We start from the raw sequence: 18,504 nt of genomic DNA, 5'->3' as shown, positions 1-18,504 counted from the left end.
CCGGATTTCAGACGGCATCTTAACGTCAGGATTACCCTTGGCAGGGATAGATGACTTTCGCGCCCTCTTCCGTACCTAAAATCAACACATCGGCGGCATCGCGGGCGAATATTCCGTTTTCGAGCACGCCGGTGATTTTGTTGATTTCGTCTTCCATCGTCAGCGGTTTGTCGATATTCAAGCCGTGGACATCGACGATTTGGTTGCCGTAAAACGTGGTGTAGCCGATACGCAGTTCGGGCTGTCCGCCCATAGCGAGCAGGCGGCGCGACACGAGCGAACGCGCGCTTTCGACGACTTCCACAGGCAGAGGGAATTTGCCCAAACGTGAAACATATTTGCTTTCATCCGCAATGCAGATGAATTTTTCGGACGCGCTGGCGACGATTTTTTCGTTGAGGTGCGCGCCGCCGCCGCCCTTAATCATTTGCAGGGCGTGGTTGACTTCGTCCGCACCGTCGATATAGACCGCCAAACCGGACACTTCGTTCAAAGAAACGACGGGAATGTCGTACTGGGCAAGCAGTTCGCTGGATTTTTTGGAAGTAGATACCGCGCCTTTGATTTTTTTGCCGCTCTTCCCCAAGGCTTCGATGAAAAAGTTGATGGTCGAGCCGGTACCGATGCCGATATATTCATTTTCGGGTACGAATTCGACTGCTTTTTCGGCGGCGATGCGCTTGAGTTCGTCTTGTGTCGTCATATTTTTGTCCTTTGGGAAACCGTATCAACAAACAGCCGCCATCTTAACATTTTTTTGCACGTCCTGCCCGCCGCGTTCAAATCCGTACCAGCAATACCGCCGCCTGCGCCTCTATGCCTTCCATCCGCCCGAGATAGCCGAGTTTTTCGTTGGTTTTGCCTTTGATATTGACGCACGAAATATCGATACCCAAATCGGCGGCGATGTTGGCACGCATTTGCGGAATGTGCGGTGCGAGTTTGGGTTTCTGTGCAATCACGGTCGTATCGACATTGGCCGCCTGCCAACCCTGCGCCTGAACGCTTTGATACGCCGCACGCAAAAGGGCGCGACTGTCCGCATCTTTGAACTCTGCGGCGGTGTCGGGGAAATGGCTGCCGATGTCGCCCAAACCTGCCGCGCCGAGCAGCGCGTCGGTAACGGCGTGCAACAGCGCGTCGGCATCGGAATGTCCGAGCAGCCCTTTTTCAAATGGGATTTCAACTCCGCCGAGTATCAGCTTTCTGCCTTCGGTCAGTTGGTGGACATCGTAGCCCTGTCCGATACGGATGTTCGTCATCATTTGTGTTCCTGATGTTTTGAATTGAAGTTCAGACGGCATTGAGCAGCAGCCTGACGATGTATGCGTCCTGCGGCTGCGTCAGTTTCAAATTGCGCGCGTCGCCCTGTATCAGTAGCGGACGCACACCCAATTTTTCCACGGCGGACGCTTCATCGGTAATGCCTTCCAAGTTTTCCGCAGCCAATGCGCGGCACAGCAGCCCGGCGCGGAAAAGCTGCGGCGTTTGTGCCTGCCAAAGGCCCGTCCGCTCGACGGTTGCACTAATATTCCCACCGTCCGCACGCTTGAGCGTATCGGCAACGGGAATTGCCAAAATTCCGCCTTCGGCAGCGTTGCCCGCCTGTTCTATCAACCGCGTCAGAGCTTCAGACGGCAGGCAGCAGCGGGCGGCATCATGTACCAGAATATTGTCGGTTTCCACCACCAAACCGGTTTCCAACAGTTTTGCCACACCGTTGCGGACGGTTTCGGTGCGGCTCCGCCCTCCGATTTTCCAGACTTCCACACCGGCAAATGCCGTCTGAAAACCATCGGCAAGGACATCTTCCGGCGATACGACGACAACCGTCATATCGATGGACGGATGATTTTGAAAAATGCAAACCGTATACTCCAGAACCGTTTTTCCGCCGATTTCGACATACTGCTTGGGTTTGTCCGCACCGAAACGCGCCCCGATGCCCGCAGCGGGAATCAGGGCAATATTTTTGCGTTTCATGCGTTTTCCCCGCCGTTTTCAGACGGCACGGCTTCCTTACGCCAAATACAGGCTTCGCCCAAGCCGTCCAAATATTGCCCGTGTTCCGCCAACTCGTTTTCGTCCGCCCTGATGACTTTCAGTTTGCCGCTGCGTTTGGTTTCGGTATGCGCCACGGGTTTGGTTTCCATTTTTTCCTCTGCGGTCTCCCCCATCAAGTCGAACTGCTGGCGTGTCATAGCAAGATAGACCTCGCCCAAAAGTTCGCAGTCAATCAATGCGCCGTGCAGGACGCGCTTGCTGCGGTCGACGGAAAAACGGTTGCACAGGGCATCCAGGCTGGCTTTCTGCCCGGGGAACATTTCGCGCGCCATCGCCAGGGTATCGGTAACGGTACAGCCGAGTTCCTCAACAGTCGGCAGCCCCATGCGGCGGAACTCCATATTGAGGAAGCCCACGTCGAATTTGGCATTATGGATAATCAGTTCCGCACCACGCAGAAAATCGGCAATCTGCCTGCCGACCTCTGCAAACGGCGGCGCGTTTTTCCCTTCCAAAACCTGTATCGTCAAGCCGTGGACGCGTGCCGCCTCTTCGGGCATATCGCGCTCGGGGTGGACATAGAGGTGTAGGTTTTTGTCGGTCATTTGGCGGTTGACCATTTCCAGACCGGCAAACTCGACCAAGCGGTCGCCGCCGTCGGCATACAGGCCGGTGGTTTCGGTATCGAGGATGATTTGGCGTTGAATCATATCTGCTTCTTTCTTCAAATTTTCCATCTGCTGACTATTTTTTAGGCAGCGTATTTTTCTATTTTCATTTCAATGCACAAACCCACTTATTCACAGCGTGTTCACAACATTGGACAGGCGGATTGTGTATTTTGGGGACAATGTTTTCAGACGGCATTTACCGTTTTTCCCCGATTGCCGCCGCGCCTAAAAACCGCCTTTCGCGCTTAATCAAAAATACCACCAACGGAATATTGCCCAAGGCGACAATCAGATACAGCAGTGAAATGCTGTCAAACAAAAACAGCAATAGCGCACTCAAAACGGCGGCGGAAACCATAAAGATACCGTTAATGATATTGTTGGCGGCAACAGCGTGGGCACGGAAAGTTTCACTGCTGGCGGTTTGNAGCCAAGTATAGAGTGGGACGGAGAAGAAGCCGCCGAAAAAGCCGATCAGCATCATCACCAACATGACGGGGTATGCCCATCCTTGCGACAGGAACCAGAAAATGCCGTTCAGCCCTTCAAAACGATGACCGTGCGTCAGCCATACCAAAACCAGGCCACAAACCGTCAAACCGAACGCACCAACCGTTACCCAAGCCAACATCAGCCGTTCCCTGCTGAACTTGGCACACAGTACCGAACCGGCTGCAATACCGATGGAAAACAGGGCAAGCATCAGGTTAAAAACATTGTCGTTGCCGCCCAAATGGATTTGGGTAAAGGTCGGCAGTTGCGTAGTATAGACCGCGCCGACAAACCAAAACCACGAAATACCGATAATGGCGGTAAAGACGGGTTTGTACCGCACCGTTTCACGAAGCAGGGATTTTGTACCCCGGACAATATTCCACTCGATTTCCGTATCTGCTGCTTTGGCGGGTACGGACGGCATAAGCAGGCTGCTGATCGTCCCTCCGACGGCGACCAGCAAAACCAGTATCCCGACAATACAAGGCGGCGCGCCGGCAACCGCTGTTCCCAAAATCTGACCGAACAGGATGGCGACAAACGTACCGGATTCAATCAGGCTGTTGCCCATCATCAGCTCGTTGTCGTCGAGATAATCGGGCAGGATGGCATATTTCAGCGGGCCGAACAGCGTCGATTGCGCGCCCATGCAAAACAAACAGAGCAAGAGTAGCGGGGCAGACTGGATATAAAACCCGTATGCCGCCACTGCCATAATGATGATTTCCAGCACCTTGACCCAACGTGCCAAAACAGCCTTGTCGAATTTATTGCTCAACTGTCCCGACAGTGCAGAAAACAGGAAATACGGAAGAATAAACAGCAATGCACCCAAATTCAACATCTGTCCTGCAGGCAGGAAGCCGTTTTTTCCCAAACCGTAAAAGCTGATCATCACAAACAGCGCGGTTTTGAACACATTGTCGTTGAACGCGCCGAGAAACTGCGTGCCGAAAAGCGGGGCAAAACGGCGGCTTTTGACCAATCCCAAACCGCCTTTTTTAGCGTCCATCGTTTTCCTTCTCTTTTTCAATCAGTTTACTTGTTGAATCATCATCCATCAGAATGCGGTGCGCAGGCCCTTCCAAGTCGTCAAACTGTCCGTTTTTACCCGACCACCAAAAAAACCAGCCGATAACAAATGCCAAAATAATGCTGATAGGCACCAGAATAAACATACTTTCCATCACACCGCTCCGGTCAGGTCGGTCAGAATAAAAGTCTGCCCCGACACGTTCAAATACTCATTGCGTAAAGTCCCTACAGCCGCTTCGTCAAAAAACAGCTCGATACGGTCTTTGACCACGCGCCAATACTGGGGAACTTCCGTCTGGGCAAACGGCGAAAGGACATGGTTGCCCGCCCCATCTTCCAATTTAACGGCAAAACGTCCGCTCTGCGGCCGCGCCTCCGATTCATCGTCGGCAAGCAAGACAAAGAAGCCTATATGCTGTCCCGATTGGTCATGAATACTGAAATAATGCATAAATTCCCCACCCGCCTTTTTTCAGACGGCATCAACTAAAAACAGGGCGAATGTACCAGCTTGAACGGGAAAAACGCAAAGAATCCTCTCTGCAACCTTGAAAAATACCGGCATCCCGCATATTTTCCCTTCCCCATCAAAATACCCAACTTCCGCCATTTTCACGCAAACGCCCGATTAAGCCAAGCAGCCGCAACGGTTTTTTGATAAAATAACGCGTTTTTATTCATCAACCGTTTCAGTCGGCCCCACTACTTTCCCGTCAAGGAAAGCAAAACGGATTCGGCACGGGACTTGGTTAGTATCCGGGTCCGACCCCCATGCCGTCTGAAACTTTCCGGAGTTAGAAAATGTCCCAAAAATTAATCTTGGTTTTGAACTGCGGCAGCTCGTCCCTCAAAGGTGCAGTCTTAGATAACAATAGCGGCGAAGTCCTGCTCAGCTGCCTTGCCGAAAAACTCAACCTGCCCGACGCGTACATCACATTCAAAGTAAACGGCGAAAAACACAAAGTCGACCTGTCTGCCAAGCCCGACCACACCGGCGCAGTCGAAGCCCTGATGGAAGAACTCAAAGCCCACGGCCTCGACAGCCGCATCGGTGCCATCGGCCATCGCGTCGTCAGCGGCGGCGAGCTGTACAGCGAATCCATCCTCGTTGACGACGAAGTCATTGCCGGCATCGAAAAATGCATCCCGCTCGCTCCTCTGCACAACCCCGCCCACCTCTTGGGTCTGCGTGCCGCACAAAGCATTTTCAAAGGCCTGCCCAACGTCGTCGTTTTCGACACTGCCTTCCACCAAACCATGCCGGAACACGCCTACAAATACGCCATTCCGCAAGAATACTATGAAAAATACGGCCTGCGCCGCTACGGCGCGCACGGTACCAGCTACCGCTTCGTTGCCGACGAAACCGCACGCTTCCTCGGCAAAGACAAAAAAGACCTGCGCATGGTCATCGCCCACCTGGGTAACGGCGCATCCATTACCGCCGTCGCCAACGGCGAATCACGCGACACCAGCATGGGTCTGACACCGCTGGAAGGTCTCGTAATGGGTACGCGCAGCGGCGACATCGATCCTGCCGTATTCGGTTTCCTAGCCGATAATGCCGACATGTCCGTCAAAGAAGTAACCGAGATGCTGAACAAAAAATCCGGCCTGCTCGGTTTGTCCGGTCTGTCCAACGACTGCCGCACTATCGAAGAAGAATCCGGTAAAGGCCATCCCGGCGCGAAACTCGCCCTGGACGTCTTCATCTACCGCCTCGCCAAATACATCGGCAGCATGGCTGTGGCTGCCGGTGGTCTGGACGTACTCGTCTTCACCGGCGGTATCGGCGAAAACTCCGAAATCATCCGCGAGCGCGTACTCGGCTACTTGGGCTTTCTCGGTCTGAAAGCCGACCACGAGGCCAACCTGAAGGCACGCTTCGGTAACGCAGGCGTAATTACGACTGCCGACAGCACGGCCGTTGCCGTTGTGATTCCGACCAATGAAGAATTGATGATTGCACACGATACCGCTCGCTTGAGCGGTTTGTAAGATTCAATCCGCACGCAAACTGCCTCTGGAAACAGAGGCAGTTTTTTTCTACCCTAATGCCCAAACAATACACACTTGATGGCTTCAAGGTATCGGCACTTAGTCGTGGAACATCTATGAGAGTTAGAGACTGGTTGAAAAATAAAAATTTTAATGAACAGTATCAATACGGTATTAAAGCTCTTGAACGATTTGGTTAGAAATTTTAGGAGTAGGAATATGAAGTTTAATAATATATCTCAAGCTATTCAGTATTTTGAAAAGTATTCTGATATACATGGAAAAGCAACGTTGGAAGGAAACTACAAATTAGCTAACAGTAGCTATAAGAAAATAGTTAGTGCTAAAAATTATCTTCTTTCTATTGATAAAATAGATAGTTTAGAAGTCTTGTTACATAGCAAGTCAAGCTCCGTCATAAATTGGGCTGCAAGTTATTTATTATTTAGTAAAAATTTTTCAGAAATTAGCCAAGAAAAATTAGCAGAAATAGCTAATACTTCAGATATATTTGGACTTGATGCCGAGACTATTTTAAGTGAATGGAAATCAGGTAATTTAAGCTTAGAAAACTAAGAAAACGGCTTAGCGTATAACCGTTTCCGTTACTATAATCCTGAAACGGCTTGTTACCTAAATTCTGATCCGATTGGATTAGAAGGTGCTAGCACGCCGTATTTTTATGTCCAAAATCCTTTAGATTTTCTTGATCCATTTGGCCTAAAATGTATTAAAAATTCGGCACCCATTCAAACCGTGCAGCTGACTACTTTTTAATCAACCCGTTATTTTCTATAAAATACATATTCTTAAGATATTTATCCACAAAAGGTACACACACCGGCAAACACTTCCTGTGTTTACTCTTGACTGCTTATTTTTCCATCAATTATTTTTTCTGCTTTATTTTCAAATGACAAACCGGCTTATACACAAAATTTTCACATCTTCAGGCGGTTTCCATGTGTATAGCAGGCATTGCCCTGCCAAATAAAATGCCGTCTGAAATTTCAGACGGCATTTTAAAAATCGGATTAACGGTTCCGTTCATACCACTCGATAAACTTGTCTGCTTTGACAAACCCCAACAGCGGTTCGCTGTGGCTGCCGTCCGCGCGGACGACAAATACACCCGGCGGCCCGAACAATCCGTATTCTTTCAATAATGCCTGATGATCCGGCGTGTTGGCAGTTACATCGATTTGGAAGAATCGTCCCATATCGACTGCCTGATGGACTTCCGGCTGATTGAGTGTATATGCCGCCATTTCTTTACAGGAAATACACCAGTCCGCATAAAAATCCAAGATAACCGGTTTATCGGGATATTCTTTCAATGCATCTGCCATTGCAACTTTCAGTGCCGCAACATCGGTAAACATTTTTCCATGTTCGGCAGGGTTGCCTGTTTCAGACGGCGGATTGAGCGTCAGAAAATGGTGAAGTGCAGTCGTTTTTCCATTTGCACTCTGCCAGCCAAACCATGCGCCTCCTATCAACAATACGCCCCCAAATGCATACGCCGCTGCTTTCAGACGGCATTTCTGCTTGCGTCCGTTACCCAAAAGCATAAAGGCCGGAACCAGCATCAAAAGGGTGTAAAGCACCACCACCAGATAATAAGGCAGATGCGGTGTGGCAAGATAAACCGCTACAGCCAAAAGGATAAAGCCGAAAGCGTATTTGATGGCATTCATCCAGTCGCCTGCTTTAGGGAGGATGTGTCCGCCGAATGTTCCGATAATAATCAACGGTACGCCGGTACCGAGTGCCAAGACATAAAGTGCCAAACCGCCGAGGACCGCATCACCCGTCTGACCGATGTAACCCAAAGCAAATGCCAGCGGCGGAGCGACACACGGGCCGACAATCAGTGCGGACAATATGCCCATTACGAAAACGGATACTATCTTGCCGCCGGAAAGCCTACTGCTTTGATTCTGAAAATATGACTGTACGGCATTGGGCAGTTGGATATTGAACATGCCGAACATGGACAACGCCAATATGACCATTAAAGCCGATGCCGCCAACACCACCCAAGCCTGCTGCAACCAAACTGTCAGCAGCGCGCCCGTCAGTCCGGCAACAATACCGACCAATGTGTAAGTCAACGCCAACCCCTGAACATAAACGACAGTCAATGCCAATGCCCGCGCCTTGCTCGCCTTTTTATCCCCGACCACGATACTGGAAACAATCGGAAGCAAAGGATACATACAGGCGGTAAAGCTCAGGCCCAAACCGGCGAGAAAAAACGCCAAAAGATTGGCGTTGAGCGTATCCCAAGACAGTTTGAAACGGCTGCTGTCCGGAGTATTTTTCGGACTTGTAGAACGCTCACCGCCTGAAGGTTCTTTTTGCAGAAACCGGTCTTTTGCCGATACAGGTTCATCACTCTGAGCCTGATAAACACCGTTGCCGGAAATGTCGAGTTCCGTATCTACAGGCGGATAGCATACACCTGCTTCCGCACACCCTTGATAGGTCAAGACCAATTTATACGGCTTGCCGACAGGTTTGGTATATGGGAAGGAAACCAGAGCCTCTTGATGAAAAACCGTCTGTTTGCCGAAAAACTCATCTTCTTTTTCCTCGCCCTTGCCAAACGAAGGCTGACCCAACAAACCTGCGGGATCGGTTTGCGCGATAATTTTTGCCTGATACATATAGTATCCGTCGGCAATCTTGAAGCGGACGTTTACACCATCATCCGCCACGCTGACCTGAGGCACAAATGCCTTTTCCGGCGGTAACAAATCGTTCGCGTCCAGCGCAAAAGCCTGACCGCACAAAACGAAAAATAAGGTAAAAAAGTAAATCAGTTTTTTCATAACTAAGCCCGTTTCGGACAGATAAGTTTCCGACATTATATAGGGTGCGGTTGACTGCTGAATTTAATTTATGTAAAACCACCATTGATCAAACCTATAAACACCCTACCTGATAATACGCCATGTATGATGTAAATACACACGATGTCCGCCGATTTTTCGCCAAAGTATGGGAACACCGCCTCCGCCCGTTACAGCTGAGCGCATTAGAACAAAAGGCTCTTCGCATTATCGAGGCACACCCCGAATACCACCGTTACCTCGAACATATCGAAAACCATCTGGATACCTGCTGGCTGCCGGAAAACGGAGAAAGCAACCCGTTTCTTCACATGTCGCTGCACCTTTCCATCCAAGAACAAGCAGGCATAGACCAACCGCACGGGATACGTACCATCCATAAAACATTGTGTGCCAAAAACGGCTGGCTCAAAGCCGAACACGACATGATGGAGGCCTTGGCAGAAACCTTATGGACGGCGCAACGCTACGGAACGGGATTGGATGTCAACGCCTACATGACCAGGTTACGCAGGCTTGTCGGCTTGGGGGCTGAAGACAATGCCAGACCCAACCCTCACGAAATCTCCTAGGAGCATCGAACCGGTTACAATATGCCGTCTGAAACCGAACAGACCTTTTCAGACGGCATATCGGTTTGAATATGCCGCCTTATCGCCATACCGCACGTTTCAACATAATCAGCCAATCTTTCTTGTCCAAAAGGGGACGCTGGGCAAACACATCATATCGACATGCATCCAGTTTCTGCAAAATCATCTGCGCACCCAACACAATCATACGAAGTTCCAAACCGATACGCCCCTTTAATTCCTTTGCCAAGGGGGAACCGGCCCTCAGCATACGGAATGCGCGTCGGCATTGGAAGGCCATCAGACGTTGAAACGCCGCATCCGCCCTGCCTGCCGCAATCTGTTCTTCAGCAACACCAAATTTCAGCAAATCGTCCTGAGGGATATAGACACGCCCTTTACGCCAATCGACAGCCACATCCTGCCAAAAATTCACAAGCTGCAAAGCCGTGCAGATACCGTCGCTTTGCGCCACGCTCACCGCATCTGTTTTTCCGTATAAGGCCAACATGATGCGTCCGACAGGATTGGCAGAACGCCGGCAATAATCGACCAGTTCGCCGAAATTTTCATACCTTGTTTTAACCACATCCTGAGAAAATGCAGAAAGCAAATCATAAAACGGCTGTAAATCCAAACCAAACGGTGTAACTGCCTCGGCATCCAATCGGGCAATCAAAGGATGTGCAGACTGTCCACCAAATGCCAACACATCCAACTCGCGCCGCAATACGTCCAAATTTTCCAACCTCTCCTCAATCGGAAAATCCCCCTCATCCGCCATATCGTCCGCAGTCCGTGCAAACGCATATACAGCATGGACCGGCTTTCTTAACCTGCGCGGCAAAATCAATGAGCCGACAGGAAAATTCTCATAATGCCCAACCGACATAATTTAACCCCCATACGGAAAAATGCCGTCTGAAACGGAGCAAACCATTTTCAAACGGCATCCAATATCGACAAGTTGCCGGCAAATCAATGATGGTGATGACCGTGCGGACCATGGACATGTCCGTGTGCGATTTCCTCATCAGATGCATCGCGCACACTTTCAACCGTTGCCTTAAAGCGTATCTTCATACCGGCCAAAGGATGGTTGCCGTCTACCACCGCCTTGCCGTCGGCAACATCGGTTACACGGTAGATAATAACTTCGCCGGTTTCCGGATCGTCGGCTTCAAACATCATGCCGACTTCGACCTCCACAGGGAACACGCCGACATCTTCGATACGGACCAACTCCGGATCCTGCTCGCCGAACGCATCATCTGGCGAAAGCACCACATCTACCGTATCGCCGACATCCTTGCCGTGCAACGCCTCTTCCACCAAAGGGAAAATACCGTCATAACCACCATGTAAATACACAATCGGTTCTTCAGTCTTATCCAGAAGCTGATTGTTGACATCATACATTTCATAATGCAGAGAAACGACGGAATTTTTCACGATAGCCATATTTATCCTTTCAGGGACAGCAGATTGATTACAGGCGAATTCTAACATAACCCCCTCCCCCGTCGATTACCATTAACCTATTCACAGACTATTCTCCGTCCGTCAAAATGTAAAGTTCTGTTATTTTATTATCATGTTGTTTTTACGCAACATGGAATAAATACCGCTCTTTTCATCCGCCACTCCCCTTGTCATGCCCCGATAAATCATACNACATACTGAATTATATCAATCTATATAATATTCCTGACCATCAGGCTTTCAATGAGGCAGTTGTTTTACAGGATTTATCACTCTCCCTACCTAAAAACTTTTCATTCAATCTTTACTTAGCATTTTTACGACATTGCAATCCCTTATTTCATGGTGCATAATTACGCGAAATTCAGCAATGAATTTCCAACCCAGTTTGTAGTACGGTCAATGAAGACCGGTTTGTTTCAATAATTTAAATTGATTTTAAAGGTTACTAAAATGAAAAAATCCCTGTTTGCTGCTGCTTTGTTGTCTTTGGCTCTGGCCGCCTGCGGCGGAGAAAAAGCTGCTGAAGCTCCTGCTTCCGAAGCTCCTGCCTCTGAAGCCGCTGCTTCTGAAGCTCCTGCTTCCGAGGCTCCTGCCGCTGAAGCCCCTGCTGCCGAAGCTGCTGCTTCCGAGGCTCCTGCTGCTGAAGCTCCTGCTGCCGAGGCTGCTGCTTCTGAAGCTCCTGCTTCTGAAGCTGCAAAATAAGCATTTTCTGCTTGCAAAAAAGCAGGATACTTTGCGTATCCTGCTTTTTTAATTTTCCAGACGCATTTAATCCTATTTCTCAATCTCCACTCTTTTTCCCAAAAACATGATTGACCTGCATACCGAATTTTCCCAACTCCTTCCGGCAGACGAAATCATTGAGCCTTCCCCGATACTTTTAAAAGATCAACGCAACCGTTTTACGTCTGCACCAGACATCATTTTGCAGCCGCGCAGCGTTGAAAGCGTTCAAACCATAATGCGCTTTTGCCACCAACACCATATTTCGGTAACTCCTCAAGGCGGCAATACCGGTTTGTGCGGCGCGGCAGTATCGGAAAACGGCGTATTGCTGAACCTTTCCAAACTCAACCGCATCCGCAGCATCAATTTGTCAGACAACTGCATAACCGTCGAAGCAGGTACGGTCCTTAAAACCGTACAACAAACGGCAGAAGCTGCCAACCGTCTGTTCCCGCTCAGTCTTGCTAGCGAAGGCTCCTGTCAAATCGGGGGGAACATCGCCTGCAATGCCGGAGGTTTGAACGTATTGCGTTACGGCACGATGCGCGACCTGGTTATCGGTTTGGAAGTCGTCCTCCCCAACGGCGAGCTAGTTTCCCATCTCCATCCCCTGCATAAAAACACCACCGGCTACGACCTGCGCCATCTGTTTATCGGNAGCGAAGGTACATTGGGCATTATCACTGCAGCCACGCTCAAGCTGTTTGCCCGCCCCTTAGACAAAGCAACCGCATGGGTCGGCATACCCGACATCGAATCCGCCGTCCGCCTGCTGACCGAAACCCAAGCACACTTTGCCGAACGCCTATGTAGTTTTGAGCTGATCAGCCGTTTTGCCGCCGAGTTGTCTTCCGAATTCAGCAAACTCCCCCTGCCGACACATTCAGAATGGCATATTTTACTTGAGTTGACCGACTCTCTGCCAAACAGCAACCTTGACGGACAACTTGCCGAGTTCCTGTACGAAAAAGGCTTTACCGACAGCGTATTGGCACAAAGCGAACAAGAACGTATCAATATGTGGGCGTTGCGCGAAAACATCTCCGCTTCACAACGCAAACTGGGAACCAGCATTAAACACGATATTGCCGTCCCCATCGGGCGCGTTGCCGACTTTGTCCGCCGGTGCGCCAAAGATTTGGAACAGAATTTCAAAGGCATACAAATCGTCTGCTTCGGACATCTGGGCGACGGCAGCCTGCACTACAATACTTTCCTTCCCGAAATCCTCAGCAATGAAGTCTATCGTTACGAAAACGACATCAACAGCACAGTCTATTGCAACGTTCTTGCCTGCAATGGTACAGTTGCCGCAGAACACGGCATAGGTATCATCAAAAAACAGTGGCTGGACAAAGTACGCACCCCTGCCGAAATCGCCCTGATGAAAAGCATCAAACAACACCTTGATCCATATAACATCATGAACCCGGGCAAACTTCTTCCATAAATAACTGATTTAAAATGAAATTATAGGAAATATCATGGGAATGACAGCAACCTATCAACTGGTCGATAATGAAAAACTGGCTTTGCTTAAAAACACCGATACCGAATGGCAGGAATTGTTTGAAGAACTGGAAGATTTGGAGGATGAGGCTGCCGTCTGTCTCGACATCGATAAAATGTGGGATGTTTTGCATTTTATACTGACCGGAACAANTGCAGAAAATCCCTTAAAGGGCAATCTGTTATCCGAATCAATCGTCGGAACGGCACCCATTTCGGACGGCGACGGATACGCCGCTTATATCGAATCCGCCCAAATCCATGAAATCGTCTCAGCTTTGGAAGGCTTCGACATAAAAAGCGCAATGGAGCATTTCAGTATGCAGGTGTGCAAAGAGCATCATATCTACCCCGACATTTGGGATTATGAAGATGAAATTGATGATATAAAAGAAGAAATTACCGACTACTTTTACAAAATCGGCAATTTTTACAAAACCGCCCGGCATTCAAATAGCAATGTACTGGTCAGCATTTACTAAATATATTTCAAACATCACAGAAACTTTGATGAAGACAAAGTACGGAATCGCACTCAAGGAAACCTAGGTATTTCAACCTGGGAGACCATCATGAGTAAAAGTTACAGAAAACACCCCTTTTCCCCTATAACCACGGCAGTCAGCGAAAAACAGGACAAACGCCTTGCCAACCGGAAATTACGGAGAATAGCGCGCGAACGTCTAAAACAAGGAAAAGAATCACCCCACCATATCAGGGCAGTCAGCAACGTTTACGATTTCGCCAAAGACGGGCATTTCCGTTTTTCCGCTTCCCGTCATCCGCATCTTTTACGCAAATAGAAAACAGGGCAACCGCCCTGTTTTTCCGTTTCGTATTTCAACACCATTGTCCAAACGACCGTCAGACGGCATTGTTCAAATGCCGTCTGAAACCGCATCCCCCATCAGCGCGTATGCTTAATCAACCGCTGTTTCTCGCGTTTCCAATCCGCCTCTTTCATACTCTGGCGTTTGTCGTGCTGTTTCTTACCTTTTGCCAAACCGATTTCCATCTTGATTTTTCCGCGCAAAAAATGCAAATCCAGCGGCACGATAGTGTAACCGGCACGTTCGGTTTTTCCGATTAATTTGTTGATTTCCAATTGTTTTAACAACAGCTTGCGCGGGCGTGTGGCATCAGGTTTGATGTGTGTCGAGGCTGTGGGCAACGCGGTAATATGGCAGCCGACCAGATAAAACGCATCTTTTTTCCAATAAATATAACTCTCTTTAAGCTGTACGCGCGCGGCGCGGATTGCTTTAACTTCCCAGCCTTCCAATACCAAACCGGCTTCAATCCGGTCTTCAATGAAAAAATCGTGAAATGCTTTTTTATTGTTCGCAATAGCCATAAACATCCTATCAATATCCGCCGTCAGACGGTATAAATCCGAAAACAGAAGCCATCATACCGCCTCTTCAACCGCCTGCACAATCTTCTCGGGATACAGCCTGTTGAGGCAGTCGGTATGCCCCAACGGACATTCCCGTTTGAAACAGGGCGAACATTCCAAGTGCAGACTGACGATTTTTGCCTTATCGCTTAAAGGCGGCGTATGCGTCGGGCTGGAAGAACCGTAAACCGCCACTACCCTCCTGCCCAAAGCTGCCGCCAAGTGCATCAGCCCGCTGTCGTTACACACAACCGTATCTGCCAACGACAACAAGTCCATTGCCTGAGACAAATCGGTCTTACCGCATAAATTCACACATATGCCGTCTGAAAGGCGGTTGATTTCCTCGGCGATTTCATCATCTTTTTGCGAACCGAACAGCCAAACCTGCCAACCCGCCGCCGAATAATGTTTGCCCAACTCGGCAAAATGCTTTGCCGGCCAACGCTTTGCCGGTCCGAATTCCGCACCCGGACAAAAAGCCAGAACAGGCTTTCCAAGATTCAAACCGAAAGTTTCGACAGAAATTTCCCGCCGCCGTTCATCAATGGAAAACTCGGGGAATCCCGAATGCCCGTCAAAATCTTCCTGACTCTGATGCGCGAGAGCCGTATATCTGTCCACCATCAAAGGCAGACGTTCCTTATCCAGCCTGCGTATATCGTTCAACAGAAAATAACGGCTTTCGCCGACATAACCCGTTCTTTTTCCGATGCCCGTTGCCAGCGCGATGACTGCCGACTTCAAAGAACCCGGCAACACGATAACCCTGTCGTATCCGCGCCGTCCCAACTCCCTGCCGACCCGCCAACGGCGTTTCAACTCCAACGCACCGTGTCCGAACGGATTTTCAAGAATCTCATTCACTTCAGGCATACGCTCAAACACCGCCATCGACCACTTCGGTGCGAACACATCAATCGTGCAACCGGGGTGAAGTTCCTTCAAACGGCGGAACAAGGGCTGGGTCATCACACAGTCGCCTATCCAACTGGGGGAAATAATCAGGATTTTGATGGACATAACAAGAAACCGAAATCAGACAGGCGGAATTTTACCGCGAAACCGTTGGAAAACCTATCTCGCCGCATTCCGAACGCCGGACGTGCAAATATGAAAAAGCCTGAACAATCATGTTCAGGCTTTAGAATTTTGGCTCCCCGACCTGGGCTCGAACCAGGGACCTGCGGATTAACAGTCCGTCGCTCTACCGACTGAGCTATCGGGGAATGGGGCGTATTATAGCGTCCGCAAAAAATGTGTCAATCCTTAATTTTGGAAAAATGGGCGACAAAACGACAAGCATATGAATCAGAAAGACATTAAGACCGATGCCTTAAAAGGATTGCCGTTGTATGAATTTCCACAGCCGTCATCACACCATATTTAAGCCCAGTGAACCGTTCTACATTTCCCCGCTTAAAACAATGCCGTCTGAACTTCGGCGCGTTCCAAAGCCAGTAAAAACTGTTTGCGGTTCAAACCGCCCGCGTAGCCGGTCAGTTTGCCGTCGCTGCCGATGACGCGGTGGCAGGGAATCAGAATGGACACTTTGTTCTGCCCGTTGGCGGCGGCAACGGCGCGGACGGCTTTGGGGTTGCCCAAACGCTGCGCCTGCTCCTTATAACTGCGCGTTTCGCCGTAAGGAATCGCCAAAAGTGCGTCCCATGCCTGCTTTTGAAACGCCGTACCAATCATTTCCAAGGGCGTGGCAAAAGTTTTCAGACGGCATTGGAAATACAAATCCAATTCCTGCCGCAAAAGTTGCGTCCACTCATCCTCCCGAAACACAAACAGTCCGCGCAAGGCTTTCTGGACGGCGGCAATTTCCTGTTCCAAATGCTTCTGTCCGACAAATTCCAGCAGACACAATCCCTTATTTCCAAACACCGCCAACATCTCGCCCAAAGGCGTGGCAATGGCGGCGGAGGTCAGTTCGTTCAAGCTGTCGGGATAACGCGCTTCCAACAGACGGATGGCGCGGTGGATGCGGACATATTCTTCGGGCGTGCAGCCGATACAGTCGATAAAATCCTGCTCGAACTGCTTGGCTTCGNGTTCCGTCAGATTGGGATACGGCATAACTTCGCACTCAAAAACTTGGGTTTCGAGCCAATGGCGGATTTCATCCCATTTTGACGGCAGATTGTTTAAGGAAGGCAGGGTAATCATTCGTTTGCTCCGTATCTCTATCATGGATTTGACGGCAAAATCCCCGATTTCCGCCATTCCCGCACGCCGGCGTAGGAACAGGCTGAGGCGGAAACCTTGAGGGTCGGGTTGCGGCAATGTCTAAATATGCGATATTTCCAAAGCATCAGGGAAAGGAATTAAAGACTTCAGACGNCCTGCAAAGGGTCGTCTGAAACCACAATTTTTGCATTTGCGCATTTCGGCACATCATCCAACCGTTTCGGCACATTCCTGCCGCCGTTGACAGCCTATAATGAATCCACTTATTCATCAAGCAAAGGAATCATCTATGCAAACCCGCATCCTCTCCGCCGTACTGCTGGCTTTTTCAACCGCTGCCTTTGCCGGGGGCGTATTCACGCTGCAATTCGACAACCCGTCCAAAAACGGCGGCTTCACACAAAACCAGCTTTTGAGCGCGCCTTACGGCTTCGGCTGTTCGGGCGGCAATGCTTCGCCCGCGCTGTCGTGGTAAAACCCGCCCGCAGGGACAAAAAGTTTCGTCCTGACCGTTTACGATAAAGACGCGCCGACCGGCCTGGGCTGGATGCACTGGGTGGTCGCCGACATTCCCGCCGATGTCCGCCGCCTGCCCGCAGGCATTACCGCGCAAGACGGCAGGTTGCCCAAAGGCGCGCTGCAAACCCGCACGGACTTCGGCACCCCGGGCTACGGCGGCGCGTGTCCGCCCGAAGGCAGGAAACACCGCTACGAATTCACGCTCACCGCGCTAAAAGTCGCCAAGCTGCCGAACATCACCGCTGAATCCACACCCGCGCTGGTCGGTTTCTTCACTAAGGCAAACAGCTTGGGCGAAGCGAAATTCACGGTCGAACACCGACGCTGACCTGCCCCGTGCGCCGATATGCCGCCTGCTCCGCTTCCGAGCGGACCGCCGACGGTACGCAACCGAACCGCTCTTTGAAGCGCGCGCTGAAACGGGACGGGCAGTCATAGCCGACCGCGCCGGCAATCTGTGCCACAGGCCATTGCGTAACCTGCAACAGCGTCAGCGCGCGCATCATGCGTACATCCGTCAGCAGCGTACGGAAATTCGTGTCCTGTCGCGCCAACCGCCGCCGCAACGCGGCCTCGCTGCAATTAAGCCGCTGCGCCAGCATCGCCGACGACCAGTCCGCAGCCATATCGGCGGTAATCAGTTTGCGGACAGATTGAAGAATGCAATAGCAGTTTGTTCTTTATTTCGGTATGCAAAGCTGAGGATTTCAGACGACCTTGCCTTATTGGAAAGGTTGTCTGAAATAAGTTTAATCTAATAGGAGAAGATAATCCTGTATTGGCGCAAGTAACAGGATAAGAAACATGGAAGATTTATACATAATACTCGCTTTGGGTTTGGTTGCGATGATCGCCGGATTTATCGATGCGATTGCGGGCGGGGGTGGTTTGATTACGCTGCCTGCACTCTTGTTGGCAGTCTGATCTACGCGGTTTCTGATTGNCGTATTCGCCTATCCGTACCGCAAATGTTATACTGGGAAAAATTTACTGATTGTGTTTTACGGCATATTTGCCGATAGGATGGAAGAGACAAATGAGCAGAA

The 18,504-nt window shown here is 50.1% G+C and carries 20 protein-coding genes, 1 tRNA gene and 4 pseudogenes; 10 read left to right on the top strand and 15 right to left on the bottom strand.

The window, feature by feature from the left end; genetic code table 11:
* Window positions 1-31: 31 nt before the first annotated feature.
* The 7 genes from rpiA to ACRPFF_RS03780 all read right to left on the bottom strand — a co-directional run bounded on the left by rpiA (window position 32) and on the right by ACRPFF_RS03780 (window position 4,656).
* Window positions 32-703 carry a ribose-5-phosphate isomerase RpiA gene (gene rpiA, locus ACRPFF_RS03810; protein ID WP_118792281.1) on the bottom strand — a complete coding sequence of 224 codons (672 nt, stop codon included), beginning with the start codon at window positions 701-703 and terminating at the stop codon, window positions 32-34.
* A 76-nt stretch (window positions 704-779) separates the two neighbouring features.
* The gene (gene ispF, locus ACRPFF_RS03805; RefSeq protein WP_101105727.1) at window positions 780-1,262 is read right to left on the bottom strand and encodes a 2-C-methyl-D-erythritol 2,4-cyclodiphosphate synthase; all 483 of its coding nucleotides are present in this window, start codon (window positions 1,260-1,262) and stop codon (window positions 780-782) included.
* A 31-nt stretch (window positions 1,263-1,293) separates the two neighbouring features.
* Complete coding sequence (gene ispD / locus ACRPFF_RS03800; protein WP_411712304.1) at window positions 1,294-1,983, bottom strand: 2-C-methyl-D-erythritol 4-phosphate cytidylyltransferase; 690 nt, start codon at window positions 1,981-1,983, stop codon at window positions 1,294-1,296.
* The gene (gene dnaQ, locus ACRPFF_RS03795; RefSeq protein ID WP_411712305.1) at window positions 1,980-2,714 is read right to left on the bottom strand and encodes a DNA polymerase III subunit epsilon; all 735 of its coding nucleotides are present in this window, start codon (window positions 2,712-2,714) and stop codon (window positions 1,980-1,982) included. The genes ispD and dnaQ overlap by 4 nt, the downstream gene beginning before the upstream one ends.
* Before the next feature lie 157 nt (window positions 2,715-2,871).
* Entirely contained in the window at window positions 2,872-4,182 is a 1,311-nt protein-coding gene (locus ACRPFF_RS03790; RefSeq protein ID WP_411712306.1) for an MFS transporter, read from the bottom strand.
* Window positions 4,172-4,357 (bottom strand): cbb3-type cytochrome oxidase assembly protein CcoS, encoded by a 186-nt coding sequence (ccoS, locus tag ACRPFF_RS03785; protein WP_003688317.1) that lies wholly within the window; start codon window positions 4,355-4,357, stop codon window positions 4,172-4,174. The genes ACRPFF_RS03790 and ccoS overlap by 11 nt, the downstream gene beginning before the upstream one ends.
* Window positions 4,357-4,656 carry an HLGFF motif protein gene (locus ACRPFF_RS03780; RefSeq protein ID WP_118792285.1) on the bottom strand — a complete coding sequence of 100 codons (300 nt, stop codon included), beginning with the start codon at window positions 4,654-4,656 and terminating at the stop codon, window positions 4,357-4,359. The genes ccoS and ACRPFF_RS03780 overlap by 1 nt, the downstream gene beginning before the upstream one ends.
* A gap of 350 nt (window positions 4,657-5,006) precedes the next feature.
* Between ACRPFF_RS03780 and ACRPFF_RS03775 the strand changes: the two genes are divergently transcribed.
* The 3 genes and pseudogenes from ACRPFF_RS03775 to ACRPFF_RS03765 form a co-directional block, all read left to right on the top strand.
* Entirely contained in the window at window positions 5,007-6,203 is a 1,197-nt protein-coding gene (locus tag ACRPFF_RS03775) for an acetate kinase (protein WP_250314190.1), read from the top strand.
* A 219-nt stretch (window positions 6,204-6,422) separates the two neighbouring features.
* Window positions 6,423-6,779 (top strand): hypothetical protein, encoded by a 357-nt coding sequence (locus ACRPFF_RS03770; protein ID WP_250314191.1) that lies wholly within the window; start codon window positions 6,423-6,425, stop codon window positions 6,777-6,779.
* Window positions 6,780-6,791: 12 nt separating this feature from the next.
* A pseudogene (locus ACRPFF_RS03765) lies at window positions 6,792-6,980 on the top strand (RHS repeat-associated core domain-containing protein); the annotation flags it as partial.
* A 257-nt stretch (window positions 6,981-7,237) separates the two neighbouring features.
* On the opposite strand, the gene dsbD reads toward ACRPFF_RS03765, so the two are convergent.
* On the bottom strand, window positions 7,238-9,073 hold the full coding sequence (dsbD, locus tag ACRPFF_RS03760) for a protein-disulfide reductase DsbD (RefSeq protein WP_432673826.1): 1,836 nt from the start codon (window positions 9,071-9,073) through the stop codon (window positions 7,238-7,240).
* Between the two features lie 86 nt (window positions 9,074-9,159).
* Between dsbD and ACRPFF_RS03755 the strand changes: the two genes are divergently transcribed.
* Entirely contained in the window at window positions 9,160-9,630 is a 471-nt protein-coding gene (locus ACRPFF_RS03755) for a DUF1841 family protein (RefSeq protein WP_432673825.1), read from the top strand.
* A 79-nt stretch (window positions 9,631-9,709) separates the two neighbouring features.
* Here ACRPFF_RS03755 and hpnC read toward each other — a convergent pair whose 3' ends face one another.
* Together hpnC and ACRPFF_RS03745 are read right to left on the bottom strand one after the other, a co-directional pair.
* A complete protein-coding gene (gene hpnC, locus ACRPFF_RS03750) occupies window positions 9,710-10,522 on the bottom strand; it encodes a squalene synthase HpnC (RefSeq protein ID WP_432673824.1) in 813 nt (270 codons plus the stop codon).
* 86 nt (window positions 10,523-10,608) lie between these two features.
* The gene (locus ACRPFF_RS03745; RefSeq protein WP_308028501.1) at window positions 10,609-11,091 is read right to left on the bottom strand and encodes an FKBP-type peptidyl-prolyl cis-trans isomerase; all 483 of its coding nucleotides are present in this window, start codon (window positions 11,089-11,091) and stop codon (window positions 10,609-10,611) included.
* A gap of 474 nt (window positions 11,092-11,565) precedes the next feature.
* Between ACRPFF_RS03745 and ACRPFF_RS03740 the strand changes: the two genes are divergently transcribed.
* From ACRPFF_RS03740 to ACRPFF_RS03725, 4 genes are all read left to right on the top strand, one after another.
* Window positions 11,566-11,817, top strand: coding sequence for a hypothetical protein (locus ACRPFF_RS03740; RefSeq protein ID WP_101127447.1), 252 nt, complete (start codon window positions 11,566-11,568; stop codon window positions 11,815-11,817).
* Window positions 11,818-11,923: 106 nt separating this feature from the next.
* Window positions 11,924-13,291 (top strand): FAD-binding oxidoreductase, encoded by a 1,368-nt coding sequence (locus tag ACRPFF_RS03735; RefSeq protein WP_432673823.1) that lies wholly within the window; start codon window positions 11,924-11,926, stop codon window positions 13,289-13,291.
* 34 nt (window positions 13,292-13,325) lie between these two features.
* Window positions 13,326-13,832 carry a YfbM family protein gene (locus ACRPFF_RS03730; protein ID WP_432673822.1) on the top strand — a complete coding sequence of 169 codons (507 nt, stop codon included), beginning with the start codon at window positions 13,326-13,328 and terminating at the stop codon, window positions 13,830-13,832.
* 90 nt (window positions 13,833-13,922) lie between these two features.
* Complete coding sequence (locus ACRPFF_RS03725) at window positions 13,923-14,153, top strand: hypothetical protein (protein ID WP_411712312.1); 231 nt, start codon at window positions 13,923-13,925, stop codon at window positions 14,151-14,153.
* 104 nt (window positions 14,154-14,257) lie between these two features.
* On the opposite strand, the gene smpB is transcribed toward ACRPFF_RS03725, so the two are convergent.
* The 4 genes from smpB to ACRPFF_RS03705 form a co-directional block, all read right to left on the bottom strand.
* On the bottom strand, window positions 14,258-14,704 hold the full coding sequence (smpB, locus tag ACRPFF_RS03720) for an SsrA-binding protein SmpB (protein WP_432673821.1): 447 nt from the start codon (window positions 14,702-14,704) through the stop codon (window positions 14,258-14,260).
* 54 nt (window positions 14,705-14,758) lie between these two features.
* Complete coding sequence (gene waaF / locus ACRPFF_RS03715; RefSeq protein ID WP_432673820.1) at window positions 14,759-15,769, bottom strand: lipopolysaccharide heptosyltransferase II; 1,011 nt, start codon at window positions 15,767-15,769, stop codon at window positions 14,759-14,761.
* Window positions 15,770-15,899: 130 nt separating this feature from the next.
* Window positions 15,900-15,975 (bottom strand) — tRNA-Asn (locus ACRPFF_RS03710).
* A gap of 190 nt (window positions 15,976-16,165) precedes the next feature.
* Window positions 16,166-16,975: a methylated-DNA--[protein]-cysteine S-methyltransferase gene (locus ACRPFF_RS03705; RefSeq protein ID WP_432673848.1), complete on the bottom strand. Its 810-nt coding sequence runs from the start codon at window positions 16,973-16,975 to the stop codon at window positions 16,166-16,168.
* Between the two features lie 253 nt (window positions 16,976-17,228).
* Here ACRPFF_RS03705 and ACRPFF_RS03700 point away from each other — a divergent pair.
* Window positions 17,229-17,786: pseudogene (locus tag ACRPFF_RS03700) on the top strand (YbhB/YbcL family Raf kinase inhibitor-like protein).
* Here ACRPFF_RS03700 and ACRPFF_RS03695 read toward each other — a convergent pair.
* Window positions 17,764-18,108: pseudogene (locus ACRPFF_RS03695) on the bottom strand (helix-turn-helix transcriptional regulator); the annotation flags it as partial. The pseudogenes ACRPFF_RS03700 and ACRPFF_RS03695 overlap by 23 nt on opposite strands.
* A 154-nt stretch (window positions 18,109-18,262) precedes the next feature.
* On the opposite strand from ACRPFF_RS03695, the pseudogene ACRPFF_RS03690 reads away from it, so the two are divergent.
* A pseudogene (locus ACRPFF_RS03690) lies at window positions 18,263-18,376 on the top strand (TSUP family transporter); the annotation flags it as partial.
* Window positions 18,377-18,504 lie beyond the last annotated feature (128 nt).

Origin of the sequence: Neisseria sp. SLRRB23 (assembly GCF_050896295.1) — a bacterium.
GTDB lineage: Bacteria > Pseudomonadota > Gammaproteobacteria > Burkholderiales > Neisseriaceae > Neisseria.
Note: the sequence above shows the minus strand (reverse complement) of the source record. Positions and strands in the feature narration are given on the sequence as shown.